Source organism: Flavobacterium sp. FlaQc-47 (assembly GCF_044006475.1).
In the GTDB taxonomy this organism is placed as follows: domain Bacteria; phylum Bacteroidota; class Bacteroidia; order Flavobacteriales; family Flavobacteriaceae; genus Flavobacterium.
In genome coordinates this window covers 602,557-627,558 of sequence record NZ_JBIPCQ010000001.1, presented here as the reverse complement: position 1 = coordinate 627,558, position 25,002 = coordinate 602,557, and the positions used below count along the sequence as shown (strand labels likewise).

General features: G+C 33.2%; 23 protein-coding genes. 10 read left to right on the top strand and 13 right to left on the bottom strand.

What is annotated here, in order from left to right; genetic code table 11:
- Window positions 1–348 precede the first annotated feature (348 nt).
- A complete protein-coding gene (locus ACHRVX_RS02570) occupies window positions 349–1,368 on the bottom strand; it encodes a threonine aldolase family protein (protein ID WP_395328773.1) in 1,020 nt (339 codons plus the stop codon).
- A gap of 151 nt (window positions 1,369–1,519) precedes the next feature.
- On the opposite strand from ACHRVX_RS02570, the gene prfB reads away from it, so the two are divergent.
- From prfB to hemN, 8 genes are all read left to right on the top strand, one after another.
- A protein-coding gene (gene prfB, locus ACHRVX_RS02565; protein WP_395328770.1) for a peptide chain release factor 2 occupies window positions 1,520–2,618 on the top strand; the annotation gives its coding sequence in 2 pieces (ribosomal slippage) (window positions 1,520–1,582 and window positions 1,584–2,618; 1,098 coding nt in all).
- Window positions 2,619–2,804: 186 nt separating this feature from the next.
- Entirely contained in the window at window positions 2,805–3,251 is a 447-nt protein-coding gene (msrB, locus tag ACHRVX_RS02560; protein ID WP_395328767.1) for a peptide-methionine (R)-S-oxide reductase MsrB, read from the top strand.
- A 581-nt stretch (window positions 3,252–3,832) separates the two neighbouring features.
- Window positions 3,833–4,831: a UDP-3-O-(3-hydroxymyristoyl)glucosamine N-acyltransferase gene (lpxD, locus tag ACHRVX_RS02555; RefSeq protein ID WP_395328764.1), complete on the top strand. Its 999-nt coding sequence runs from the start codon at window positions 3,833–3,835 to the stop codon at window positions 4,829–4,831.
- Window positions 4,832–5,010: 179 nt separating this feature from the next.
- Window positions 5,011–6,639, top strand: coding sequence for an acyl-CoA carboxylase subunit beta (locus ACHRVX_RS02550; protein WP_395328761.1), 1,629 nt, complete (start codon window positions 5,011–5,013; stop codon window positions 6,637–6,639).
- Window positions 6,640–6,762: 123 nt separating this feature from the next.
- Window positions 6,763–7,185 carry a DoxX family protein gene (locus ACHRVX_RS02545; protein WP_395328758.1) on the top strand — a complete coding sequence of 141 codons (423 nt, stop codon included), beginning with the start codon at window positions 6,763–6,765 and terminating at the stop codon, window positions 7,183–7,185.
- Between the two features lie 120 nt (window positions 7,186–7,305).
- Window positions 7,306–7,653, top strand: coding sequence for a hypothetical protein (locus ACHRVX_RS02540; protein WP_395328755.1), 348 nt, complete (start codon window positions 7,306–7,308; stop codon window positions 7,651–7,653).
- Between the two features lie 112 nt (window positions 7,654–7,765).
- Window positions 7,766–8,242 carry a hypothetical protein gene (locus ACHRVX_RS02535; protein ID WP_395328752.1) on the top strand — a complete coding sequence of 159 codons (477 nt, stop codon included), beginning with the start codon at window positions 7,766–7,768 and terminating at the stop codon, window positions 8,240–8,242.
- Between the two features lie 121 nt (window positions 8,243–8,363).
- Entirely contained in the window at window positions 8,364–9,728 is a 1,365-nt protein-coding gene (hemN, locus tag ACHRVX_RS02530) for an oxygen-independent coproporphyrinogen III oxidase (protein WP_395328750.1), read from the top strand.
- On the opposite strand, the gene ACHRVX_RS02525 is transcribed toward hemN, so the two are convergent.
- The 8 genes from ACHRVX_RS02525 to ACHRVX_RS02490 all read right to left on the bottom strand — a co-directional run bounded on the left by ACHRVX_RS02525 (window position 9,725) and on the right by ACHRVX_RS02490 (window position 18,602).
- On the bottom strand, window positions 9,725–10,426 hold the full coding sequence (locus ACHRVX_RS02525) for a sulfite exporter TauE/SafE family protein (protein WP_395328747.1): 702 nt from the start codon (window positions 10,424–10,426) through the stop codon (window positions 9,725–9,727). The two genes, hemN and ACHRVX_RS02525, sit on opposite strands and share 4 nt — an antisense overlap.
- 259 nt (window positions 10,427–10,685) lie before the next feature.
- Window positions 10,686–11,135, bottom strand: coding sequence for a FixH family protein (locus ACHRVX_RS02520; protein ID WP_395328744.1), 450 nt, complete (start codon window positions 11,133–11,135; stop codon window positions 10,686–10,688).
- 13 nt (window positions 11,136–11,148) lie between these two features.
- A complete protein-coding gene (gene ccoG, locus ACHRVX_RS02515; protein WP_395328741.1) occupies window positions 11,149–12,567 on the bottom strand; it encodes a cytochrome c oxidase accessory protein CcoG in 1,419 nt (472 codons plus the stop codon).
- 11 nt (window positions 12,568–12,578) lie between these two features.
- Window positions 12,579–13,517 (bottom strand): cbb3-type cytochrome c oxidase N-terminal domain-containing protein, encoded by a 939-nt coding sequence (locus tag ACHRVX_RS02510; RefSeq protein ID WP_395328739.1) that lies wholly within the window; start codon window positions 13,515–13,517, stop codon window positions 12,579–12,581.
- 18 nt (window positions 13,518–13,535) lie between these two features.
- Window positions 13,536–13,712, bottom strand: a complete 177-nt coding sequence (locus tag ACHRVX_RS02505; RefSeq protein WP_395328736.1) for a CcoQ/FixQ family Cbb3-type cytochrome c oxidase assembly chaperone — start codon at window positions 13,710–13,712, stop codon at window positions 13,536–13,538.
- A gap of 7 nt (window positions 13,713–13,719) precedes the next feature.
- Window positions 13,720–15,906, bottom strand: coding sequence for a cytochrome-c oxidase, cbb3-type subunit I (gene ccoN, locus ACHRVX_RS02500; protein ID WP_395328733.1), 2,187 nt, complete (start codon window positions 15,904–15,906; stop codon window positions 13,720–13,722).
- 2 nt (window positions 15,907–15,908) lie between these two features.
- Window positions 15,909–16,100, bottom strand: coding sequence for a cbb3-type cytochrome oxidase assembly protein CcoS (gene ccoS / locus ACHRVX_RS02495; RefSeq protein WP_394777034.1), 192 nt, complete (start codon window positions 16,098–16,100; stop codon window positions 15,909–15,911).
- Window positions 16,101–16,214: 114 nt separating this feature from the next.
- Window positions 16,215–18,602 carry a heavy metal translocating P-type ATPase gene (locus tag ACHRVX_RS02490; protein ID WP_395328729.1) on the bottom strand — a complete coding sequence of 796 codons (2,388 nt, stop codon included), beginning with the start codon at window positions 18,600–18,602 and terminating at the stop codon, window positions 16,215–16,217.
- Window positions 18,603–18,804: 202 nt separating this feature from the next.
- Here ACHRVX_RS02490 and ACHRVX_RS02485 point away from each other — a divergent pair, with 202 nt between their 5' ends.
- Window positions 18,805–19,485, top strand: coding sequence for a Crp/Fnr family transcriptional regulator (locus ACHRVX_RS02485; RefSeq protein WP_395328726.1), 681 nt, complete (start codon window positions 18,805–18,807; stop codon window positions 19,483–19,485).
- Here the strand turns inward: ACHRVX_RS02485 and mazG are convergent, their stop codons facing one another.
- From mazG to def, 4 genes are all read right to left on the bottom strand, one after another.
- The gene (mazG, locus tag ACHRVX_RS02480) at window positions 19,486–20,256 is read right to left on the bottom strand and encodes a nucleoside triphosphate pyrophosphohydrolase (protein ID WP_395328724.1); all 771 of its coding nucleotides are present in this window, start codon (window positions 20,254–20,256) and stop codon (window positions 19,486–19,488) included.
- Window positions 20,257–20,361: 105 nt separating this feature from the next.
- Window positions 20,362–21,144 (bottom strand): carbonic anhydrase, encoded by a 783-nt coding sequence (locus ACHRVX_RS02475; protein WP_395328721.1) that lies wholly within the window; start codon window positions 21,142–21,144, stop codon window positions 20,362–20,364.
- Between the two features lie 260 nt (window positions 21,145–21,404).
- Window positions 21,405–21,893, bottom strand: a complete 489-nt coding sequence (locus ACHRVX_RS02470) for a DUF5606 domain-containing protein (protein ID WP_395328718.1) — start codon at window positions 21,891–21,893, stop codon at window positions 21,405–21,407.
- Between the two features lie 68 nt (window positions 21,894–21,961).
- Window positions 21,962–22,552, bottom strand: coding sequence for a peptide deformylase (gene def / locus ACHRVX_RS02465; protein WP_395328716.1), 591 nt, complete (start codon window positions 22,550–22,552; stop codon window positions 21,962–21,964).
- A gap of 201 nt (window positions 22,553–22,753) precedes the next feature.
- On the opposite strand from def, the gene ACHRVX_RS02460 reads away from it, so the two are divergent.
- Window positions 22,754–24,976, top strand: coding sequence for an FUSC family membrane protein (locus ACHRVX_RS02460; RefSeq protein WP_395328713.1), 2,223 nt, complete (start codon window positions 22,754–22,756; stop codon window positions 24,974–24,976).
- Window positions 24,977–25,002: the final 26 nt, after the last annotated feature.

The following is a 25,002-nucleotide window of genomic DNA, read 5'->3' as shown; positions in this document are numbered from 1 at the left end:
GGTTCAAAGGTTTAAAAAAAAGGTTCAGAGGGACAAAGGTTTTTCGCTTATGCGTAAACTTTGAATCTCTGAACCTTTTTTGTATTTTGTGATCTTAAACTATTTACTATTTAAAAAACCTTTGCCTCTTTGAACCTCTCTTCTAAAACTATTTGGTCTTTTAAAAAAAACCTTTGTACCTCTGAACCTTTGTGACTTTGTACCTTTTCTAAGAAACCTTTGTGCCTCTGAACCTTTGCCCCTTTGTACCTTTTCTAAGAAACCTTTGTGCCTCTGAACCTTTGTGACTTTGTACCTTTTCTAAGAAACCTTTGTCCCTCAGAACCTTTGCCCCTTTGAACCTCTCCTCTAAAACTTCTGCAAAGTTTCAATCACATACGTATGCATAACTTCCTTATAATCTAAATGCGTTACAATTCTAAGTTTATTGTTTCCCATTGAGCTTATTAAAATATTTTTTTGTTTTAATTTCTCAATTAAAAGCTGATCGCTATATCCTTCGGCTAATGAAAAGATTAAAATATTTGTTTCAACAGGTTCTATTGCAGATATCCAGGCTTTTGTACTCAAAACGGCTGCAATTTCCTTGGCTCTTCTGTGATCTTCGGCTAATCTTTCAATATTATGTGCCAAAGCATACAATCCGGCTGCTGCCAAATAACCTACCTGACGCATTCCTCCGCCTAATATTTTTCTGATTCTTAAAGCTCTGTGCATATCGGCTTTAGATCCTAATAAAACAGATCCAATTGGCGCACCTAAACCTTTTGACAAACAAACCAAAATAGTATCGAAAATAGCACCAAATTCCTTTGGGTTTTGTCTTTTTGCAACCAACGCATTCCAGATTCTGGCTCCATCAAGATGGAATTTCAAATTATTAGCTTCACAAACTTTTTTTATTTCTCTTAAATCTTCTAATTCATAACAAGCTCCACCGCCTTTATTAGTTGTATTTTCAACACAAACCAAACTCGTCAACGGACTATGATAAAATTCAGGATCATTAATCGCTGCTGCAACCTGACTGGCAGTAATCATTCCGCGATTTCCATCAATTAAACAGCAGGAAACACCACTATTAAACGAAACTCCTCCGCCTTCATAATGGTAAACGTGAGCATATTTATCCGCAATTAACTGCTCGCCCGGTTGTGTATGTAATTTAATAGCCGTTTGATTTGCCATAGTTCCTGAAGGAAAAAAAAGTCCCGCTTCCATACCAAAAAACTCTGCCACTCTAGTCTCTAACTCGATAACCGTAGGATCTTGCCTGTATACATCGTCGCCAACATGCGCATTAAACATATACTGCAACATTTCGTGTGTAGGTTTGGTAATAGTATCGCTAATTAAATTTATTTCCATATTCTAAAAACTATATCTTATTTTTGTACAGCAAAATTACGTATTACTGTTTGTTAATTTCTGCAAGTTTGATTAAATTTTAACTTGTCAATTATGATACAACCAAATTAACGTAATATTTATAAAAAACATATAAAACTACTATTAATTTATGACAACTACCGAACAAATAAAAGGTATTGTGGAGCGCCTTGGTGCGTTGAGGAGGTATCTTTGACGTTGATGCCAAACTAATTGAAATCGCAAACGAGGAAGAAAAAACTTTCGCACCCGACTTTTGGAACAATGCAAAAGAAGCCGAAGTCATTGTAAAAAACCTTCGAAACAAGAAAAAATGGATCGAAGATTACAACAAAGCAATCGAACTTACAGATGAATTACAGCTTGCCTACGATTTTTATAAGGAAGGAGAACTTTCCGGAGAAGAATTAGACGAGCATTACAAAACCACCCAAGCTCATATTGAAAATATTGAGTTTAAAAACATGCTTTCTGACGAAGGTGACAGTTTAAGTGCCGTTGTTCAAATTACTGCCGGTGCCGGAGGAACAGAAAGTTGTGATTGGGCAGGAATGCTAATGCGCATGTACATGATGTGGGGAGAAAGTTATGGCTTTAAGATAAAAGAACTTAACTTTCAGGCTGGCGAGGTTGCGGGAATCAAAACCGTTACGCTGGAGTTTGAAGGAGATTATTCTTTTGGATATTTAAAAGGTGAAAACGGCGTTCATCGTCTGGTTAGAATCTCACCTTTTGACAGTAATGCCAAACGTCACACATCATTCGCTTCTGTGTATGTTTATCCACTTGTCGATGACAGTATCGAAATTGACATTAATCCTGCTGATATCGAAATTACAACATCACGCTCAAGTGGAGCCGGAGGACAAAATGTGAATAAGGTTGAAACCAAAGTTCAGCTGGTACACAAACCAACCGGAATTCAGATTCAATGCTCTGAAACTCGTTCTCAGCAAGATAACAGACAACGTGCCATGCAAATGTTACGTTCTCAATTGTATGAAATCGAGCTGAAAAAACAACAAGCGCAACGTGCCGATATCGAAGCCGGAAAAATGAAAATAGAATGGGGTTCGCAAATACGCAATTATGTAATGCAACCTTATAAATTAGTAAAAGATGTGCGAACAGGTTACGAAACCAGCGATGTTGATGGCGTGATGAACGGAAATATCGACGCTTTCCTAAAAGCATTTTTAATGATGATGGGACAACGGGAAGAAGAATAATTTTAAGTAGTCAGTCGCAGTTTTCAGTTTTTCAGTGATTGAATAAGTAACTGAGACTGAAAACCGAGAAGAAAAACTAAAAAGTGTAGTATTCAATCACAATTTCAGTTTTTCAGTGATTGAATAAGTAACTGAGACTGAAAACCGAGACTGAAAATTGAGAAGAAAAAACTAAATAAAAAAGTTATGATAAAATGGGCAGATATAATTCGTTTTACGAATAAAGGAAATCCACTTCCGGACAAAAGAGTAGAGAAAACAGCAGAAGAATGGAAACAAACTTTAACACCGGAAGAATTTCAGGTAACCCGCTTAAAAGGTACCGAAAGATCTTTTAGCTCTGAGCTTTGCAGTTTATTCGATCCTGGAATTTATGAATGCAAATGTTGTGGCACTGTACTTTTTGATGCAAGCGAAAAGTTTGAATCAGGAACAGGATGGCCATCATTTACTCAGCCTCTTAAGGAAAATGCCATTGCCTATAATGCAGACAAATCACACGGAATGATTCGTGTTGAGGTTGTTTGCAATACTTGTGATGCACATTTGGGACACGTTTTCCCCGATGGTCCTGAACCAAGCGGTTTACGTTATTGCATAAATGCAATATCACTATCTAAAATAAAAGAATAAATAAAAAAAGCGATTCATTTTTTAATAAAAGAATCGCTTTTTTCTTTTAATACATCCTAATTACTAAAAGAGATTTGTAAAATAATTTATTTTATTTAAGATATAACTTACCAATTTAAACACTACACAAAGTTAAACTCAAACCGAAAGTAAAAAAATAAATTCAAGCCTTAATTTTAACTTTTAAAAATTTTCTAGAAAACGTCTTTAAAAGAAGAGTTAACAAAACTTACAAAACAGTTTGATATTTAGAACAGCCAATCACAACAGCTATTTTACTCAAAAAACTTCTTAAATCAATTGATTTAAAACAACATAACCGTTTATAAATTTTAGTAAATTTTAAAATAAAGACCAAAAAAAACACATTTTTACGCTTACAAATTATACCTTTTTAAGCCTAAAAGTATTTTGAACATTCAAAAACACGCAAAGTTTTAATAGATTTAGTGTTAATTTTGTAATATTTAAATTGTTATTTATAACACTATGTAAAAAACTTCAGAATAAGATTAGGTAATTCGAATCTAATTGATTTTATTTGGTGCGAAATAACCCCTAAATCAATTAAATTCATTTCAATGAAATCCTATTCAATTCAAGAAATTAATGAAGTTATCAATGGCGTAATTTACGGCACAACTTCGCAATGCATAACAGCAACAGAACAATTAGAAAAAGCAACAACTTCTGAAATTTCATTTATAGGAAACAAAAAATATGAAAAATTTTGGGAAGCATCAAAAGCTTCTATTGCAGTTGTAAACGAAGATATTTCCATTGAACCCGGACACAATCGTGCTTTTATAAAAGTGAAAAACGCTGATTTAGCAATGTCTCAAATTTTAGCACTTTTCGCACCTCCTACTCCAATATTCCATACTAATATTCATAAATCAGCAAATGTTGATGAAACGGCTATTATTGGCGAAGGAGCAAGAATTGGTGCAGGTTGTTATCTAGGACCAAAAGTAGAAATTGGTGCAAATGTTACTATTTACCCTAATGTTACTATTTTAGACGAATGTACTATTGGTAAAAATACTATCATTTGGTCAGGAGCCGTAGTTCGTGAACGTTGTCATATTGGTAATGATTGTATCATTCACCCAAATGCAACAATTGGAGCCGATGGTTTCGGATTTCGTCCTTGCAGTGAAAAAGGCTTGGTGAAAATTCCACAAATTGGAAATGTAATTATAGGAAACGGAGTTGAAATTGGAGCAAATACCTGCGTTGATCGTGGAAAATTTAGTTCTACAGTTCTTGGCGACGGATGTAAAATTGATAATCTTGTTCAGATTGGACATAATAGTAAATTAGGTAAGTTTTGTATTATGGCCGGAAATAGTGGTTTAGCCGGTTCTGTAACATTAGGAAACGGTGTTATTATTGGCGGAAGCGCTTCTATAAAAGATCATACTACTATAGGAGACGGTGCTATTGTTGGAGCTGGTTCAGGAGTCGTTGGTGACATTCCTGCCGGAAAAACAATGTTAGGATATCCAGCAGTTGAAGCTCGTGATGCCTTAAAACAATGGGCTATTTTAAAAAGAATGGTTGGCGATTCAAAAAAGTAAACACAAACACACATCATATAAAACAGAAGCTTGCTTCTGTTTTTTTCGTTTAAATATTTTCCATTCTGCAAAAACAATAAACTCTAATTTATTTTATTCGATGATAATCTTTTTATTATGTAGGTTTCAATTGATTTTGTAAATTAGCCAACACTATTTTGTAAAAACCACAATATATTATGGATTTAAACTTCAATAAAAACGAAGATCACAATAAATTACTACTTTCTGACCTAAAGCAAAAATTTGCCAAAGTAAAATTAGGCGGTGGCGAAAAACGTATCGAAAAGCTACATGCCGAAGGTAAAATGACCGCTCGCGAGCGTATCGCATATCTTTTAGACGAAGGTTCAAAAAATATTGAAATCGGAGGATTTGTTGGAGACGGAATGTATGCTGAACATGGCGGCTGCCCTTCTGGTGGCGTTGTCATCAAAATAGGATATATTAGAGGAAAACAATGTATTGTTGTTGCTAACGATGCGACTGTAAAAGCAGGTGCGTGGTTCCCTATTACAGGGAAAAAGAATCTTCGTGCACAGGAAATCGCAATGGAAAACAGGTTGCCAATTATCTATCTTGTAGATAGCGCAGGTGTTTATTTGCCACTTCAGGATGAAATTTTTCCTGATAAAGAACATTTTGGAAGAATCTTTAGAAATAATGCTCAGATGAGCAGCATGGGAATTACTCAAATTTCGGCAGTAATGGGCAGTTGTGTTGCTGGTGGTGCCTATTTACCTATAATGAGCGATGAAGCTTTGATCGTTGATAAAACCGGAAGTATTTTTCTTGCCGGAAGTTATCTAGTAAAAGCTGCAATTGGCGAAACCATTGATAATGAAACTTTAGGCGGAGCCACAACACATTGTGAAATATCCGGTGTGACTGACTATAAGGCGAAAGATGACAAAGACGCACTTGATAAAATAAAAAATATTATAGACAAAATTGGCGATTATGATAAAGCCGGTTTTAACCGAATCAAAGCTGAAAAACCTGCATTAGAACCTGCAGATATTTACGGGATTTTACCTAAAGCCAGAAATGAGCAATATGATATGATGGAAATCATCAATCGTCTGGTTGATAATTCTGAGTTTGAAGCTTACAAAGAAGGTTATGGTCAAACTATAATTACAGGTTACGCCAGAATCGATGGTTGGGCTGTTGGAATTGTAGCCAATCAAAGAAAAGTTGTAAAAACAAAAAAAGGCGAAATGCAATTTGGTGGCGTAATCTATTCTGACAGCGCAGATAAAGCAACTCGTTTTATTGCTAATTGCAATCAGAAAAAAATTCCATTGGTATTTGTACAAGATGTTACCGGTTTCATGGTAGGATCAAAATCTGAGCAGGGCGGAATCATAAAAGACGGTGCCAAAATGGTGAATGCGGTAAGCAATTCTGTAGTACCAAAATTTACCGTTATTGTAGGTAACTCCTATGGAGCAGGAAATTATGCCATGTGTGGAAAAGCTTATGATCCAAGATTAATTTTTGCCTGGCCAAGTGCGGAACTTGCCGTTATGGGCGGAACGCAGGCTGCAAAAGTACTGGCACAAATTGAAGCTTCTTCGCTTAAAGCAAAAGGAGAAATTGTAGACGAGGCAAAAGAAGCAGAGTTATTCGCCAAAATAAAAGCCCGTTACGATGAACAAACTTCACCTTATTATGCTGCGTCAAGATTATGGACAGATGCTATTATCGATCCACTAGATACCCGTACATGGATTTCTATGGGAATCGAAGCCGCAAACCATTCTCCTATCCAAAAACAATTTAATATGGGAGTGATTCAGGTTTAAGGTTTTTCAAATTAGCAAAACAGCACTTAAAAAAAAGCAATAAACTTATTTCCAGATACTTAAAACAAATTATATCATTAAAAATCAGTAACTTTAATGTGTAATTTTTAATCACACAGTATTATGGAAAATGTAAAAAGTTTAAATAAATGGGCCAACTCGCACACTTATTTACCTGTAGATTTAGTACGTATAGTTTTGGGTGTTTTTTTATTTATGAAGGGAATTTGGTTCGTAACAAACATTACGTATTTACATGATCTGATTTCTCCAATTGATCAATTTGGCGGCGGCATGTTTCTTTTGCATTATATTGCACCCGCACACATGATTGGAGGCATTATGATAGTTTTCGGACTGCTAACACGTTGGGCAATTGCAGCACAATTACCAATACTTTTTGGAGCAATTCTCATTAACTTTATGGGACGTATGCATTCTGAAAGTTTAATTTTGGCAATATTGGTTTTACTGGCTTGTGTTTTCTTTCTTTTTTATGGAAGCGGAAAACATTCAGCTGATTATTATTTCAAAATGCAACAATAATATTCTTTATCCTCAATATATCTTTCCCGAATATTGAGGATAAAAAATAACCATCCTTTAAAAAGTTAATTAATTCTTTAAAATTTCTTTAATTGTATTTTATGAGCTAAATTCGCCACCATGAATTGGATTCGTAAAACCGTTATATTTTTATCACTTTTGATAATCGCTTTTTTTGCTGTTCAGGCAAATGAATCGCCTATTCAAATAATTGAAAATCAAAAAACGGATACCAATTTTTCTATAGATCACGCAGATTCATTAGCTTTTATACAACCTCAGGCAGCTTATCAATTTGCTGCAAATATAAAAAGCAGTCCCACTATTATAGTAAAATGGTTTGACTCATTACTGGTGATTATTCCTCATCATAAAGCTGTTAAATCAACCTCAAATTTTGCAAATCAGTTTGCAGCCCAGAGCAAAAAAGTGCTCTTGTTGCTATATCCCTTCCATTTTTTCTGGTAGTCTTTAATGAAATTTTAATTTAGGAAACAAATTTTATTTCCTGACAATTGGATGCTTTCTATCCTGAAAGCTTCTTCATATTTCATAATAATTACCAAATTTTAAAAATTTAATGGAAACAAGTGTAACCATAATTGGTATTGTGATCGCGATCATAGTAGCAATCCCTGTCTATTTTTCAGCACGATCAAGCGCTGCTAATAAATCAAAAATTTTAAACATAAAAAAGAAGTTCAATCCAACACATCCGGAAGATTTTGATTTAACTGAATCTCAAAGCAACAAAACGCTTACAATAGATCAGAAAAACAGAAAATTTATTCTGATGAATTTCAATCCAAATCAACAAGAATCAATATATCTGGATTTAAAAAGTGTTTCTTCCTGCAGATTAGTTTTAACAACTGAAGGACCATCAGACACTATTGTGAAAATTGATTTCGAATTTCAGGATAAAGAAACTTCTAAAAAAATCACCATACCATTCTATGATTTTGATGATGACCGCATCAAACAAATAAGCGCATATCAGGATCATCAGTTTGCAAAAAAATGGCATAAAATCATTCAAGATTCTATTTCACGTTAGTTATTTAATTCAGAAAAAGAGGCTCCTTGTGAGTCTCTTTTTATTTGCCTGATACATGATATTTGTCATTTTATCTCTACATCATAAATTCTAATTTTGATTTGAAACAAATTCCGACTTTATGAAAATCTCTCTGACTCAAAAATACAATGTTCCAGGTCCCAGATATACAAGTTATCCGACAGTTCCCTACTGGAACGAAAGCGATTTTACAACTCAAAAATGGATCGAATCATTTCAGAAAGCATTTTTAGAAAGTAATTCTCAAAACGGAATTAGTTTATACATTCACTTACCATTCTGCGAAAGTATGTGTACTTTTTGCGGTTGCAATAAACGAATTACAAAAAATCATTCAGTCGAAGAAACTTATATAAAAGCAGTTCTCAAGGAATGGGATTTATACTGCAAATTATTGCCTGAAAAACCTTTAATAAAAGAAATACATTTAGGCGGAGGAACACCCACCTTTTTCTCTACAAACAATTTAGAACAACTCATAAACGGTATTCTTTGCAAAGCAGAGAAAGCTGAAAATTATGAATTTAGTTTTGAAGGCCATCCTAATAATACCACTTACGAGCAGCTTAAAAAGTTATATAATTTAGGCTTTCGCCGAGTGAGTTTTGGTGTTCAGGATTATGCTGAAAAAGTTCAGAAAGCAATTCATAGAATTCAGCCTTTTCATAATGTCGCAAAAGTAACTTTTTGGGCTAAAGAAATCGGATATACCTCAATTGGTCATGATATTATTTTTGGTTTGCCTTTTCAGACCATTGAAGATGTAATTGATACAGTTGAGAAAACAAACTCGTTGAAACCGGATCGTCTGGCTTTTTACAGCTACGCTCATGTCCCGTGGATAAAAGGAAACGGACAACGTGGATTTGATGAAGAGAATCTTCCTAAAGATGCTGAAAAAAGAACGCTATATGAAACAGGAAAACAAATGCTTTCTAAAAACGGTTACACCGAAATTGGAATGGATCATTTTGCCTTAAAATCTGATAGTTTATACAAAGCTACAACAAACAAACAATTACATCGAAATTTCATGGGTTACAGTGCCTCAAAAACGCAGCTTATGATTGGTTTAGGAGTTTCTTCTATTAGTGATAGCTGGTACAGCTTTGCGCAAAATACAAAAAGCATTGAAGATTATTATCTATTATTAGAACACGATAAATTACCTGTAGTAAAAGGTCATATCCTAAGCAATGAGGATTTGATTATTAGAAAACACATCTTAAATCTTACCTGCGAGTTTGAAACTTCCTGGAGCAAAGAAGCACTTTATTTTAAAGAAATCCCGGATGTTTTAGAAAATTTAAAAGAAATAGAAAAAGATCAATTGATTATAATTGAAGAAAATAAAATAAAAATTACCGAAGCTGGAAGACCTTTTGTTCGTAATATATGTATGGCTTTTGACTTACATTTAAAAAGAAAATCACCGGAGACAAACTTGTTTTCGATGACAGTTTAATGACAATCAGGAGTTGCTTGTACAAACAAATTCATGTTTGATGGGGAAATATAAGGAATTCCTAAACCTAATCCTCTAAGGATAAATAAAACACCTATTACCACAGCAACATATGGAATCGCTTTTTGTATTTTATTTCGAAAAGGAAGCTTTAATAAGGAATGCACGTAAACAACAATTGTCATTAAAGGCACAGTTCCTAAGCCAAATAAAACCATATATAAAACTCCAAAGCCCGCACTTTGCATTGCAATAGCGCCAAATAATGCTACATAAACCATTCCGCATGGTAAAAAGCCATTTAATAATCCTATTGTAAAAAGCGATTTATAGGTTTTATTTTTAAACTCGTTTCCTAAACTGGACTTTACTTTTGAAATAATTTTATAAACCGGTTTTGAAAAATTATATTTTGAAAAAGTTTTTTCAGGAATCAAAACAACGATAATCATGGTTAAACCAATAATAAGAGACATTTTTTGTTGTATTCCGGCAAGAAAAAATCCTCTTCCTAATAATCCGAAAATTAATCCGATTATCGCGTAGGCGCTCAATCTTCCTAAATGATAGGTAATTATCTGAGTAACTTTTTTAGCTTCGTTTTGGTGATCTACAGGCAACATCATAGCAATTGGACCACACATTCCAATGCAGTGCAAACTACTAATCAATCCTAATATAAAAGCTGAATATAGCATTTTTTTTTATATTTTTTGCTACTGATTATTGAGATTAAAATGATTTTTTCAATTTTGACATTACTAGTCCTTAAGGGACATTTTATCAAATGACGTGTGCTTTTTTTACCAATATTTAAATCCTAACGGATTATATTTACAGGATTAACATTTAAATGTATTAACGCATCAAAGTATATCCCGGAGAGATTAAATGCTGGTAAAAAGGATGACACAAACGCTCATTAACGCTCATTTGCCTCCAGAAACTATACAATTATTAATTCACATAAATAACCTCTTTCGATAAATAGCTTTTACCATTGTATTGCCATTCCATACTTACATCCCAACGTCCTTTTATTAATTTATTTTTAGGAATTAGCAAGGATGAATTTGTCAAAGCAATTTTGGTATCAAAATCAAATTTCTTGTTTGAAGGTCTGTATAATAATATGTTGCCTTTTATTTTATTAGTTTCGTATGTAACTGGAAAAGTTACCTTAACTCCTTCTTCAGAATACTTTACCGATGGTTTTTGCAGCAGATCATGAGCATTTTGAATACGCGCCATTTCTTCCTGAAAATGCGAATCATGTTTGTAATATTCCTCTACAACTAAGTCGTTGTCATATTTGCTATTCGATTGTACCTGAAAAACAAAATATAATATAAATGTCATAAAGAGTGCAAATGCAATAACAATTCCTGTTCCCCAATTAATTTTCATGGTATTTTATTTTTTAATTAAAACTTCTTGGTCCTAAAAAATTTGTAGCAGTCTTTTCAAGCAGTTCTGTGCCATTATAAACTCCAATTTCAACTTTGGTTTTATCACTTTCCAAAAGCACTTTATCTATTTCTATAAACAATGTCCCTTGTGATATTCCTTCTTTTTTGATTTTAAAATGTTTCTTTCCTACGTTTTTAATTTGTCCTTTTTGATCAATTAATTCAAAATGAATATAATTATAATCTTTCATGGTTTTATTGACAATTTTATAAGTATAAACATTACTTATTTTATCGCCTTTATGCTGAAAAAGCTGTCCCGGTAAACGTAAAATTATGGCTTCAACATTAGTACGTAAAAACAACATGCCAATAAAAACACTCAATAAAATAAATAAGACTGCGGTATAACCCTTCATTCTGGCTGTGAATTTGAAAGGCTCTTTTTTAGCAATTTCATCTTCAGATGCGTAACGAATAAGTCCTTTTGGTAAACCAACAGTTTCCATTATAGTATCACATTCATCGATACAAGCGGTACAATTGGTACATTCTAATTGCGTTCCGTTTCTAATGTCAATTCCCATTGGGCAAACATGTACACATTGATGACAGTCGATGCAATCTCCTTTTCCTGTAAGTGCTCGATCTTCTTTTTTATTGAATTTTGCGCGGCCTTCTTCTTTTTCTCCACGTACAAAATCGTACGCTACATTGATCGATTTGTTGTCTAAAAGTACTCCCTGCAATCTTCCGTACGGACAAGCAATTATACAAACCTGCTCGCGAAACCATACAAAAACAAAATAGAAAACGGCAGTAAAAATAAGTAGCGCAATAAAATTACTGGCTTGCAGAAATGGTCCTTGTTCGACCATTACAAACAAAGTATCACTACCAACTAAATAGGCGAGAAAGATATTTGCGATACCAAAAGATATCAAGAAAAAAATAGTCCACTTGATAAGTCTTTTACGGATTTTTTCAGCATTCCATTCTTGTCTTGCTAAACGTGATTGTGCTCCGCGATCACCATCAATCCAATATTCGATTCGGCGAAAAACCATTTCTAAAAAAATTGTCTGTGGACAAATCCATCCACAAAAAATCCTCCCAAAAACAACTGTAAACAAGATTATAAAAACAATCCCAACCAACATTGATATCACAAAAAGATAAAAATCCTGAGGCCAGAAAGGAAATCCGAAAATATTGAAACGACGTTCCATAACATTGAACATCATAAATTGATTTCCGTTTACTTTAATAAACGGATTTGCAACTAAAATAGCCAGTAGGATATAACTCACTATTTTTCGATAATCATAGAACTTACCAGACGGTTTTTTAGGAAAAATAAATTTTCGATTACCTCCTTCATCAATAGTTCCAATGGTATCTCTAAAAGCTTCGTCTGGTAAATTTGACATGATTATTGTAATTATTTTTTAACTTCAGTACTTTCGTTTTTTGTACTTGCAGTGACATCTTTTGTAGCACTTTCATCTACCCAAATTTCACCTTCCGGAGCTTTTGGCTCTTTTGGATTACTTCCTTGCAGAGACAAAATATAACTGGCAACTTTTTGAATTTCTTTTGGTTTTAAGCCATTTGTTTTCCACGAAACCATTCCTTTTCCGTCACGTCCCCCATTTGTTATCGTATGAAAGACATTTTTAATTCCTCCACCCAAAATCCAATGATCATCCGTTAGGTTTGGTCCAATTTGTCCTCCGGCATCAGCTCTGTGACAGGCGGCACAATTTGTTGTAAAAATCTCTTTACCCGCTGCTAAATCTGTAGCATCAGTAAGTAAAACAACTGATTTTTCATCCATTAAATCCGGTGCCGTTTTTAGGTATTCTTCCACATCAACTTTTGCCTGCGCCATTTCCATTTTTAATTCAGTTTCCTGGTCATCACCACCAAAAACTTCGTAACGGGCGAAATAAATTACTCCAAAAATAATTCCCATATAAAATAAATATACCCACCATGGCGGTAAATTATTATCTAGTTCCTTAATTCCGTCATAATCATGATCCATTAACAAATCGCCTTCATTTTCTATTGGCTGCGTTTTGGTAAGTTTTTGCATTAGTTCTTTGTACCAGGTACTTTCCTGTAAACTCAGGCTATTTTCATAGGCTAATTTTGCTTTTTCTTCGGGGGTCATTAATTGATACATGACACGGTTTACGGCACTCATTGTTATTTCAATAGCAATCAAAATAAACAGAAAAACAAAAAGAAATACTGAAACCATTGGATACTTTATAAAAGCAGGGCGATCACCTGAATCTATAAAATATTCCATCAAAGCAAACACGATGAAGAAAATCAGCGGTACTCTTAAATATACTGGGAAAAATTTTTTCATTTTAAATATCTTTTGAAATTAAACAGCTCCTTCGTCTAAAGGAATTTCACTCATTTCCTGAATTTTATCTTTTTTATAGGAGAATACCCAAAAGCCTAAGCCTACGAAAAAGAAAAAGAAAATTAGCAGAGACAGAATCGGGTAAACTTCTATACCCGATATATTCTCCATATTGTGTTTTATTTGTTCAAACATAATGTTGTTATTTTGAAGTGTCTTTTACTTTTATATCGGTTCCAAGTCTTTGTATGTAAGCTATAAGAGCAACAATTTCTCTTTCATTCATTGGAACAAATTTTTCTCCTTTTGCAGCAGCTTTTTTCTTGCTGTCTTCATAACTTTTTACAAAATCAGGATCATTTTCTAAGCTTTTTTCAATTGAAAGTGCTTGAGTTCTTAATGTTTTTTGAGCATTTGCAACTTCTTCTTCCGTATATGGAACTCCAAGTGTTACCATAATCTGCATTTTCTTTTGAGTTAATGAAATATCCATTGCCTCATTATCAAACAGCCATTTATAACCTGGCATAATTGAACCTGCAGAAATACTTTGCGGGTTCCAGAAATGATTAAAATGCCAATTATCATTATACTTCCCACCTACTCTTAATAAATCCGGACCTGTACGTTTTGAACCCCAAAGAAATGGATGATCATAAACAAATTCTCCTGCCTTAGCTTGTGGCCCGTAACGCTCTACCTCACTCCTGAAAGGACGAACAGATTGAGAGTGACAACCTACGCAACCTTCTCGAATATATAAATCACGTCCTTCAAGTTCTAAAGGTGAATATGGTTTTACACTGCTAATTGTAGGTATATTTGATTTTACCATAAGCGTAGGTACAATTTGAATTATACCTCCAATTAAAATGGCAATTGTAGCTAAAATGGTTAACTGAATTGGTTTTCTTTCTAACCATGAATGGAATTTTTCTCCATTGATTCTTCCGCTGCTTATTCTTTGCAAAGCAGGTGCCTGAGCTAATTCATCTTCAATAGTATTTCCCGCTCTGACAGTTCTAATTATATTGTAAACTAATGTTAGCATTCCAATAAGATACAAGGTACCTCCAATAGCTCTCATCCAATATAATGGCATAATTGCTGTAACAGTTTCCAGGAAATTACCGTAAGTTAAAGTTCCGTCAGGATTAAATTGTTTCCACATCGAAGCTTGTTGAAAACCAGCCACGTACATTGGAACTGTATATAAAATAATTCCTAAAGTACCAATCCAGAAATGGAAGTTTGCCAGTTTATTTGAGAATAATTTGCTTTTTGTCATTCTTGGAATTAACCAGTAAATAATACCAAATGACATAAATCCATTCCATGCTAAAGCTCCTACGTGTACGTGTGCAACGATCCAGTCTGTATAATGCGCTATAGCATTAACATTTTTTAATGAAAGCATTGGTCCCTCAAAAGTTGCCATACCGTAACCTGTAATTGCTACGACAAAGAATTTCAAAACCGGTTCTTCACGAACTTTATCCCATGCGCCTCTTAAAGTTAAAAGTCCGTTGATCATACCTCCCCACGACGGAGCGATAAGCATTACTGAAAAAGCAACTCCTAAATTTTGTGCCCAACTTGGTAAAGCCGAATATAATAAATGGTGTGGTCCTGCCCAGATATAAATAAAGATCAGGGACCAAAAGTGGATAATAGAAAGGCGATAAGAATAAATAGGACGATTAGCTACTTTTGGGATAAAGTAATACATCAATCCCAAGAATGGAGTTGTAAGAAAAAATGCCACCGCATTATGTCCATACCACCATTGTACCAGCGCATCCTGAACCCCGGCGTAAACAGAATAACTTTTAAATGCTGAAACAGGAATTTCGATATTATTGAAGATATGCAAAACGGCTACAGTAACAAATGTGGCCAGGTAAAACCAAATTGCTACATATAAATGACGTTCTCTACGACGTAACATTGTACCAATCATATTGATTCCCATAACCACCCAGATAACAGCGATCGCAATATCAATAGGCCATTCTAATTCAGCATATTCTTTTGATGAAGTATATCCCAGGGGCAACGTAATCGCAGCGGCGACAATAATAAGCTGCCAACCCCAAAAATGTAGGTTACTTAAAAAGTCACTGAACATTCTGGCTTTTAGCAATCTTTGCATTGAATAATACATTCCGGCAAAAAAAGCATTCCCCACAAAGGCAAAGATCACTGCATTAGTATGCAAAGGTCTTAAGCGTCCGTAGCTAAGCCACGATATACCATCTGTAATATTGGGAAAAAGGTACATGACCGCTAAAGTCAGCCCTACTAACATACCTACTACTCCAAAGAGAATAGTGGCGTAAATGAATTTTTTTACAATTTTGTTGTCGTAATAAAACTGTTCCATTTCCATAATTATACTTGTTTTTCTTCTGTTGTTGATTTATTATTTTGGGGAGTAATTTTAGTCTCATCATCAAAAAGCATCCTGACCGAGGGCGTATAGTCATCATCGTATTGTCCGGATTTGACAGCGATGATAAATGCAATAAAGAATCCTATTGCAACAAAAATGCTTACTGAAATTAATAGATAAATGACACTCATATCCTTGATTTATGTTAACAAAATTAACAGTTCAGCAGCTATAAAAACATGATAATTATCATAATAGAACGATATGTTAAATGTAGGAAAAAATACTTAACAAAATGTTAATTATTATTTTAAATTACTGGAGCTGAAATAATTAGACATTAGCGTAACAAAACTTACTATAGTTATGGTACTCAAAGGCATGATTATAGCGGCTACCAAAGGAAGAAGGTTGCCGGTGACCGCAAAAGAAAGTCCGACAATATTGTACAGAAGTGATAAAACAAAACTCATTTTAATGATTAAAATTGACTTTTGTGATAATTTTAAAAAATAATTCAGCCGTGAAAACTCCTGAGCATCTAAAATTGCATCACAAGCCGGAGAAAAAACATTGACATTTTCAGAGATTGAAATTCCAACGTTGCTTTGCGCCAAAGCTCCGGCATCATTCAAACCGTCACCAACCATCATTACATTTTGCCCCTGATCCTGCAAATATTTAATAAAATCCAGTTTTTGTTCGGGCTTTTGATTAAAAATCAATTCTGTACCTTTCGGTAAAATGGCTTCAAGATTACTTCTTTCTCCATCATTATCACCGGAAAGTACTTTTATCTGATAATTTTTACTGAGCGTTAAAAATAATTTTTCAAGACCTTCTCTATATTGGTTTTGAAAAGTAAACCTGCCCAAATAATGATTGTCTATTTTTATATGAAGTGCTGTTTTTTCAATTTCAGATGTATCTAAAATCGGATTATCAACAAATGAGGCTGACCCGATTTTAATGATTTTATTTTGTACAGAAGCCAGAATTCCTTTTCCTGTTATCTCCTTAAAATCGTCAATAGCGATTTTTTTTGTTTGATTTAAAAAATCATATAGCATTCGGCTTAGCGGATGATTTGAGCCACGTAAAACATTTTTTATAAGAATATAATCTTCCTCCGAAACCGTATTGCCTTCATAAAAAATATTTGACTTTTTATTGGTTGTGATCGTTCCGGTTTTATCAAAAACTATCGTATCAACTTTTGCTAATTGCTCAATTACTAATGCATTTTTAAGATACATTTTCTGCTTGCCCATAATTCTTAGAATATTTCCGAAAGTAAAAGGTGCAGTTAAAGCTAATGCGCAAGGACAAGCCACAATTAAAACCGCTGTAAAAACATTAAAAGCAGTATTGGCATCGATAAATATCCAATATCCAAAACCTGCAAATGCAATCAATAATAATATAGGAGTAAAATAACGGCTTATCGCATCTGTAATCGTTTTATGTTTCTGAAATACTTTTTTCTGAAAAATTTCATTACTCCATAATTGTGTCAGATAACTTTGTGAAACAGAATGTAATACCTCCATTTCAACTACTTTACCAATTTGTTTTCCTCCTGCAAAAACTTTATCTCCGGATTTTTTAGTAATAGGAACTGCTTCTCCAGTTACAAAACTATAATCAATTTCGGCTTTTTCACTTATTAAAATTCCATCAACCGGAATTAATTCCTGATTTCTAATTAATAATCTGTTTCCTTTAAGGACATCATATATAGGTACACTTTCTTCTGATGTATCTGAGTTGATTCTGGTAACGGCAATTGGAAAATAAGATTTAAAATCTCTTTCGAAACTTAAAAAACTATAGGTTTTAATCTGGAACATTTTTCCGAGCAGCATAAAGAAAACCAATCCTGTTAAGCTATCGAAAAATCCTGATCCGTAATTCATTACAATATCAAAAGTGCTTCGTACAAACATGACAATTATTCCTAATGCAATTGGAATATCAATATTCAGCATTTTAGATTTGATGCTTTTATAGGCTGATACATAGTAACCACTTGCTGAATATAAAAAACTTGGCAATGCTAAAATGAAGATTAAAATTCTAAAAAATGGTTTGTAGTTATCCAACCAAAATTCTTTGATTTCAAAGTATTCAGGAAATGACAAAAGCATAATATTTCCGAAGCAGAAAAATGCAACACCTAATTTATAAGTCAAAGTTCTGTCGACGTTTGTTTTGCCTGTTTCATAGTTGTCCAGACTTATATAGGGCTCATAACCTATGGAACTTAACATGTAAACAATAGTCGTTAACGATACAAGATCTGAATTGAAAGTAATTCGAACTCTTTTTTGCGGAAAATTAACTTGTGAAATACTTATTCCCGGTTGAAGTTTATTTAAGTTTTCCAGGATCCAGATACAAGAACTACAATGAATGTGAGGAATATTTAATGAAGCTATAGAAGTATTACCTTCCTGAAATTCCAATACTTTTGACAAAATAGATTCGTTGTCTAAAAAGTCATATTTTCCCTGAATGTCTTTAGGAGTGGCACCCGGGGAATTTTCAAAATCATAATAACAGGTTAAATCATGAAGACTAAAAATTTCGTAAACGGTTTTACATCCATTACAACAAAACTTTTTTTCATCAAAATTGATCTCTTCATTTTTTTCAATGGTTAACCCACAATGAAAACAATTCTGCTCACTCATAAAACTTGTTTTTTAGATACAGCAAATGTTAAAATAACAAGAGATTATAAAAATGATATTTATCATATTATAATAAAATGGGATTCTAAATTTAAGTAATTAAAATCTGTAAATAGAATTAATCTTTTTTTCTGTGGATTTTAAGGAATAATAAGACCTTTGAAGACAAATATTGGTTAATTTTGCAGTAAATTTTTTTGCCATGAATAAATGTGATCAATGCATCGTACGACAACTTTCCTCTCTTAAAGCACTTAATAAGGATGAAGTTGTAAAATTGGCTAATAGTAAGACTACGTATAAAATTAAAAAAGGTGATGCAATTTTTGAAGAAGGTGAAGTAACTAATGGTGTCTTTTGTATTAAGGATGGTGTTGGAAAACTTTCTAAATTAAGTGCAAACGGAAAAGACCAGATTGTAAAATTGGTACAGGCAGGTGAACTTTTAGGACAACGTTCTATGATTAGTAATGAACCCGCAAACCTATCTGCGAAAGCTGTTGCAGATATGGAAGTTTGTTTTATTCCGAAAAGCGAAATTTTACACTTTTTTAATAATAACAATCAGTTTTCTATGAATTTGATGCAATCGGTTTGTGAAGATTTAAAAGAATCTGAAAACGATAAAATTGCTTTAGTTCAAAAAACGGTGAAGCAGCGTTTAGCCGAAACGTTATTGCATTTGCATGACTCTTTTGGCGAAAATGAAGATAAAACTTTAAAAGTTCAACTTACAAGGGAAGAACTTGCCGGTATGATTGGTACTGCTACAGAAAGCTGTATCAGGCTATTATCTGATTTTAACAAACTGGATTTGATTGAATTAGTAGGTAAAAAAATAATGCTTAAAAATATTAAAGCGTTAAAAAAATTGGCGGAATAATTACAGCTTTTTAGCTTCGTTCCAAAATACATCCATTTCTGCCAACGTCATATCCATTAAAGGTTTACCTAATTCTCCGGCTTTGCTTTCCAGGTATTGAAAACGCTTAATAAATTTTTTATTAGTACGTTCTAATGCATCTTCAGGGTTAACATTTAGAAAACGCGCATAATTGATCATTGAGAATAAAACATCTCCAAATTCAGCTTCAATTTTATCCTGGTCCCCTGCCTCTACTTCAACTTGTAATTCTTGCAGTTCCTCCTGTACTTTATCCCAAACCTGATGCGGTTCTTCCCAATCAAAACCAACTCCTTTTACTTTATCCTGAATGCGGCTTGCTTTTACTAAAGCCGGTAAACTTTTAGGAACTCCTTCCAGAACTGATTTTTTACCTTCTTTAAGTTTTAATTTTTCCCAGTTTTGCTTTACTTCTTCTTCATCTTTTACAACGGTATCGCTATAAATATGAGGATGACGATGAATTAACTTCTCGCAAATTTCATTGCAAACATCAGCAATATCAAAATCATTGGTTTCAGAACCTATTTTTGCATAAAAAACAATATGCAATAATAAATCACCCAATTCTTTTTTTACTTCATTAAGATCATTGTCTAAAATGGCATCTCCTAATTCATACGTTTCTTCGATTGTAAGATGTCTAAGGGTTTGTAACGTTTGCTTTTTATCCCAGGGACATTGCTCACGAAGTTCATCCATAATAATTAGTAATCTTTCGAATGCCTGAAGTTGAAGTTCTTTGCTCATTGTATTTGTTTATTAGACCAAAATTAATTCATTTTACCAATTAATTCATGCAATAAACAAAAAAGAAGGTCAAAAAGACCTTCTTTAGTTTATATGATAATTCTTTTATATTGATTCCTTGATGATTCGCCCATTTAATGGCTGAACATTTCTGAAATTATTAACTGGCATTATTTTTCTTAAATCCTCAATAATTTTAGAAGAAACTCCAATTGAATTTTTAAAAATATACCATTGAACACCTTCTGTACAAGGCGGCGTTGTAAGCGAACCTGTATAAGTATAATAGGTTCTGTTTTCCGGCAACACGCTATTGATATTAAAATCTTCGTTTACTTTTATGCTCTCATTTACTTTTACAGGTAAATATTTATCAAGAAATTCAAAAGCTTCATTGCTTTGTTTATCTTCCTGAGCCATAATAGCAATTACGGCATACTTGCCATCTTTATTCATGTGAACCATGTGAACAACTAAGGGATATCTAATACCGCGAATAGTATGTTCTGCCGGTTCATGAAAATGGAATTGTTTTAACTCATACTTATCTCCATCGATCATAATATAATCGTCCGGCTCAAAATCAAACTGAATGGAGTGTCCGTTGTTAACCACATCATGAATCCTGGTTTTTGTATCATAATGAAAATCAATTGGCAGTAAAGTTTTATCCGTTTCTGTTTCTACTATATCAATTGGTGATTGTGCGCTTCCTCCGCAATCATTCTGATCAATTTCTGCCCAATGTTCCGGACCAGTTTCCCCTTCATAATTCCAATGTTTTTTTTCTTCCTCTTTTGAATCAGGATAAATGCTGGTTTTGTCTGTGCAGGCTGCAATCATCGTCAAAGCTGAAGCAAGCAAAATTTTAGTAGTTAATTTTTTCATTTTATATTAAAAATTTTTAATTGTTTAGAAAATAACTTTTTTATAATCCTTTTGAAATCAAAAAATGAGTTTTTGGACTTAATTCTCTCAATACTCCTAAATGATCAATAAGTAAAGCTATTTCTTACAAAAATAAATTTTAAATTTTATTCTACCACTATAAAAAGTCATAAAAAAACAATAAAAAACCTACAAAAAAAAGAATCCTGCTAAGAAAAATATCTTAACAGGATTATATAGAATTTAAAATGTAGGAACTACTATTCCTCTTCTTTCTTAGCTTTTGCTTTTTTAGCAGCAGGAGCTTTTTTTGGTTTTTCTTCAGCAACTGGAGCTTCTTCCGGAGTTTCAGTTGGAGCCGGATCTAAATCTGTCACCAAACCTTTTGCCTGAAGGGTATTGTACCAGTTTAAAACTTTTTTAATATCAGAAGGATAAACTCTTTCTTCATCATAATCGGAAAGAATTTCTTTAAAGTAAGCTGCTAATGTAGCGTTATCTTCTTTGTGAGAAATAGCCTGACCTTTGTTTTCTTTTGTTGCAATACGCTGCATTACCTCTGTCAATGGTTTTTCTCCATCGTAAGTGTAAATTGAAATCTCTGATAATAAACTTACGTTACTTTTTAGGTTAACAGTAATTTTTTTTCCGTCTGTCAATGATTCTGCCACAAAACCTGTACGAGTTTGCACTTTCAATACATATAAACCTGGTTTTCCAGATATGGCTAAAATTTTCTCTAAATTCATGTTTATTAAAATTAGTATTAAGAATTTGATTTATTATATTTTTATTGATTTTGAATTTCTCCAATCAATTATCTTCCTTTTTTAGCGGCAGCAAATTTCATTCTGTATTCCTGAAAAGTTTTGCCTTCGGTAATGTTTTTTAATTTCTTTTGTATCAAACGTTTTTTTAATGACGATATTTTATCAGTAAACAAAACGCCTTCGATATGGTCGTATTCATGCTGAATAACTCTTGCAATCAAACCATCAAAAACTTCTGTTTTCATTACAAAATCTTCTTCGCAATATTCAATAGTAACGGTTGGTTTTCTATAAACATCTTCGCGTACATCCGGAATGCTTAAACAACCTTCGTTAAAACTCCATTCTTCACCTTCTTCTTTAAGAATCTTAGCATTGATAAACGTTTTTTTGAAACCTTTTAAATCTTTTTGCTCAGTTTCAGGTAAATCATCATCATCACTAAAAGGAGTCGTATCAATAATAAACAAACGAATAGGCACGCCAACTTGCGGTGCAGCAAGTCCTACTCCTAAAGCGTTGTACATCGTCTCGTACATGTTTGCTATTGTTTCTTTTAAGTTTGGATATTCCGGTGTAATTACCTCACCCACTTTTCTTAAAACAGGATCACCATATCCTACAATTGGTAAAATCATTTGTATTATTTTAATGTATTATCGAATGAAAACTCCTGAATTTAGTTCTCATAATTCAGCTGGCAAAAATAGTAAAAAATAGTCAATGAATAATTCTTATACTACATTATATCACATTTTTTGCTTACTGCTTAAAATCTCATCCATAATTATGCCAAATTATTTCGTACAATTCGTACTTTTGTTAGTAAACCTCACTATATGCTTGATCGAATCTCGAAATTTACTAACAGTACTTCCTTTTTAAACGCCTCAAAAGTTACTATCGCTTCTGTTGTTCCTGTTTTAGTTTTGAATTTTATAGGACATTTCGAAATAGGCTTTACAATTGCCTTAGGTGCGTTTTTTACTTATCCTAGTGATATTCCCAGTTCTTTAAGCCATAAAATAAAAGGTCTAATTGTTGCTTCATTTATAGTTTCAGGCGTTAACTTATTAGTAAATTTAGTTTATCCTTACCCCATTTTATTTTATCCTTTTTTAGTTCTTTTACTTTTTTTATGTTCTATGATTTCGGTTTATGGACAACGCGCTACTTTAGTTTCATTTTCTGCTTTATTATCAATTTCATTGTCATTTGGTCATTTGCACACCGGTTTAGAAGCTTTAGAATATTCGGGATTTATTTTTATTGGAGGAATTCTGTATTTAATTGTATCACTTGTATTTCATTTTGTACAACCTTATAAATATGTCGAATTACAAATTGCTGAAGGCATAAAATTAACGGCAAAATATTTAAAATTAAGAGGAGACTTATGGTCACCTGAAGCCAATAGAACCGCCATTATAGAGAAACAATTAAGTGTTCAGGTTGATTTGAATCTGATTCATGAAGATTTACGAAAAATGCTTATTGGCAATCAAAATGCTTCTGCAACAACGAGTCAAAACCGAAAAATGCTGCTTGTATTTATAACATTGGTAGAAATTCAGGAATTAGCATTATATACATCCTTTGATCATAGCAAACTGCATGAAAAATTTGCCAAACATCCTGATGTTCTCAGAACGTATCAAAATGTTGCTTACAAACTAGCTTCGACTTTAAAGAAGCTTTCTAAAAACGTACATCATATTAGTGTATATGTTGATAAAAATGACCTGAAAAATGAACTTGACGCTCTGGAATTCGCCATTTTTGATTATGAAAAAAGTTTAGGTAAAGATGAAGCTGCCGAAGGCGTTTTGATGTTGACTAATATGCTGAAATATGCTAAAAATCAAGTTGGTAAAATTAAAATTATCCAGCGTGCTTTTTCACTGGCCATGCAATCTTATAAATTAAAAGATAAGGACAAAGAACTTGAAAAATTCCTGACGCCTCAATATTATCCGTTACGTACTTTAATTGAAAATTTGAGCTATTCGTCTTCTATTTTCAGGCATTCCTTACGACTGACTATTACAATCATGATTGGGTTGATTATAGGAGGATTATTAAACGTTCAAAACACGTATTGGATTTTATTAACGATTGTTGTAATCATGCGTCCGGGTTATGGCTTAACAAAAGAACGTTCTTATAATAGAATTTTTGGAACTATTTTGGGAGGAGTCATTGCTTTTGGGATTGTTTTAATTATTCAAAACCACTTTGCCCTTAGTATATTATCTATTGTTTGTATGCTTTTGGGGATTTCCTTTACACAAATCAACTATAAAATCAGCGCCACTTTTGTTACTATGTATGTTGTTTTTATTTACGGAATTCTGGTTCCTAATATTGTTCAGGTAATACAATTTAGAGTTATAGATACACTTGCCGGAGCTACCCTTGCTTTTTTGGCAAATCAGTTTTTATGGCCAGCGTGGGAATTTATTAATACCCCAATTCATATTGAAAATTCGATTAGGGCCAATAGAAATTATCTTAAGGAAATTGCTGATTTTTACAATAAAAAAGGTGAAATCCCAACTTCGTACCGATTAGCGAGAAAGAATGCGTTTGTCGAAATTGGTAATTTAATGACCTCTTTTCAGCGTATGATGCAGGAACCAAAATCGAAACAAAAAACACTTCCGTTAGTAAATAAACTGGTTGTTTTAAATCATTCGATATTATCGGCTTTAGCTTCGTTATCTACTTATATCCAGTCACACCAGACAACATCAGCCTCTGAATCATTTAATTACATTATAAAAACAATATTATCAAACTTAGATCATTCTATTTCTATTTTACGAAATGAAGTCATCCTAACTGACACTTTTTTTGATAAGGAAGATGTGACTTTGCAATTTGAAGAACTAAAGCGAATCAATTTCACCCGTTTAATTAAAGATGACGAACTTGATAAGGAAACTCGCCAGGCAAAAATGCAGGAAGCCCAAATGGTTATTGAACAATTGATATGGATGAGCAATCTTGCAGAAAAGATTTTGAAAATTACGGAAGAATTTAAAGCAACAAATCCAGATTAATTCATCTGGATTTGTTATTTATTGTA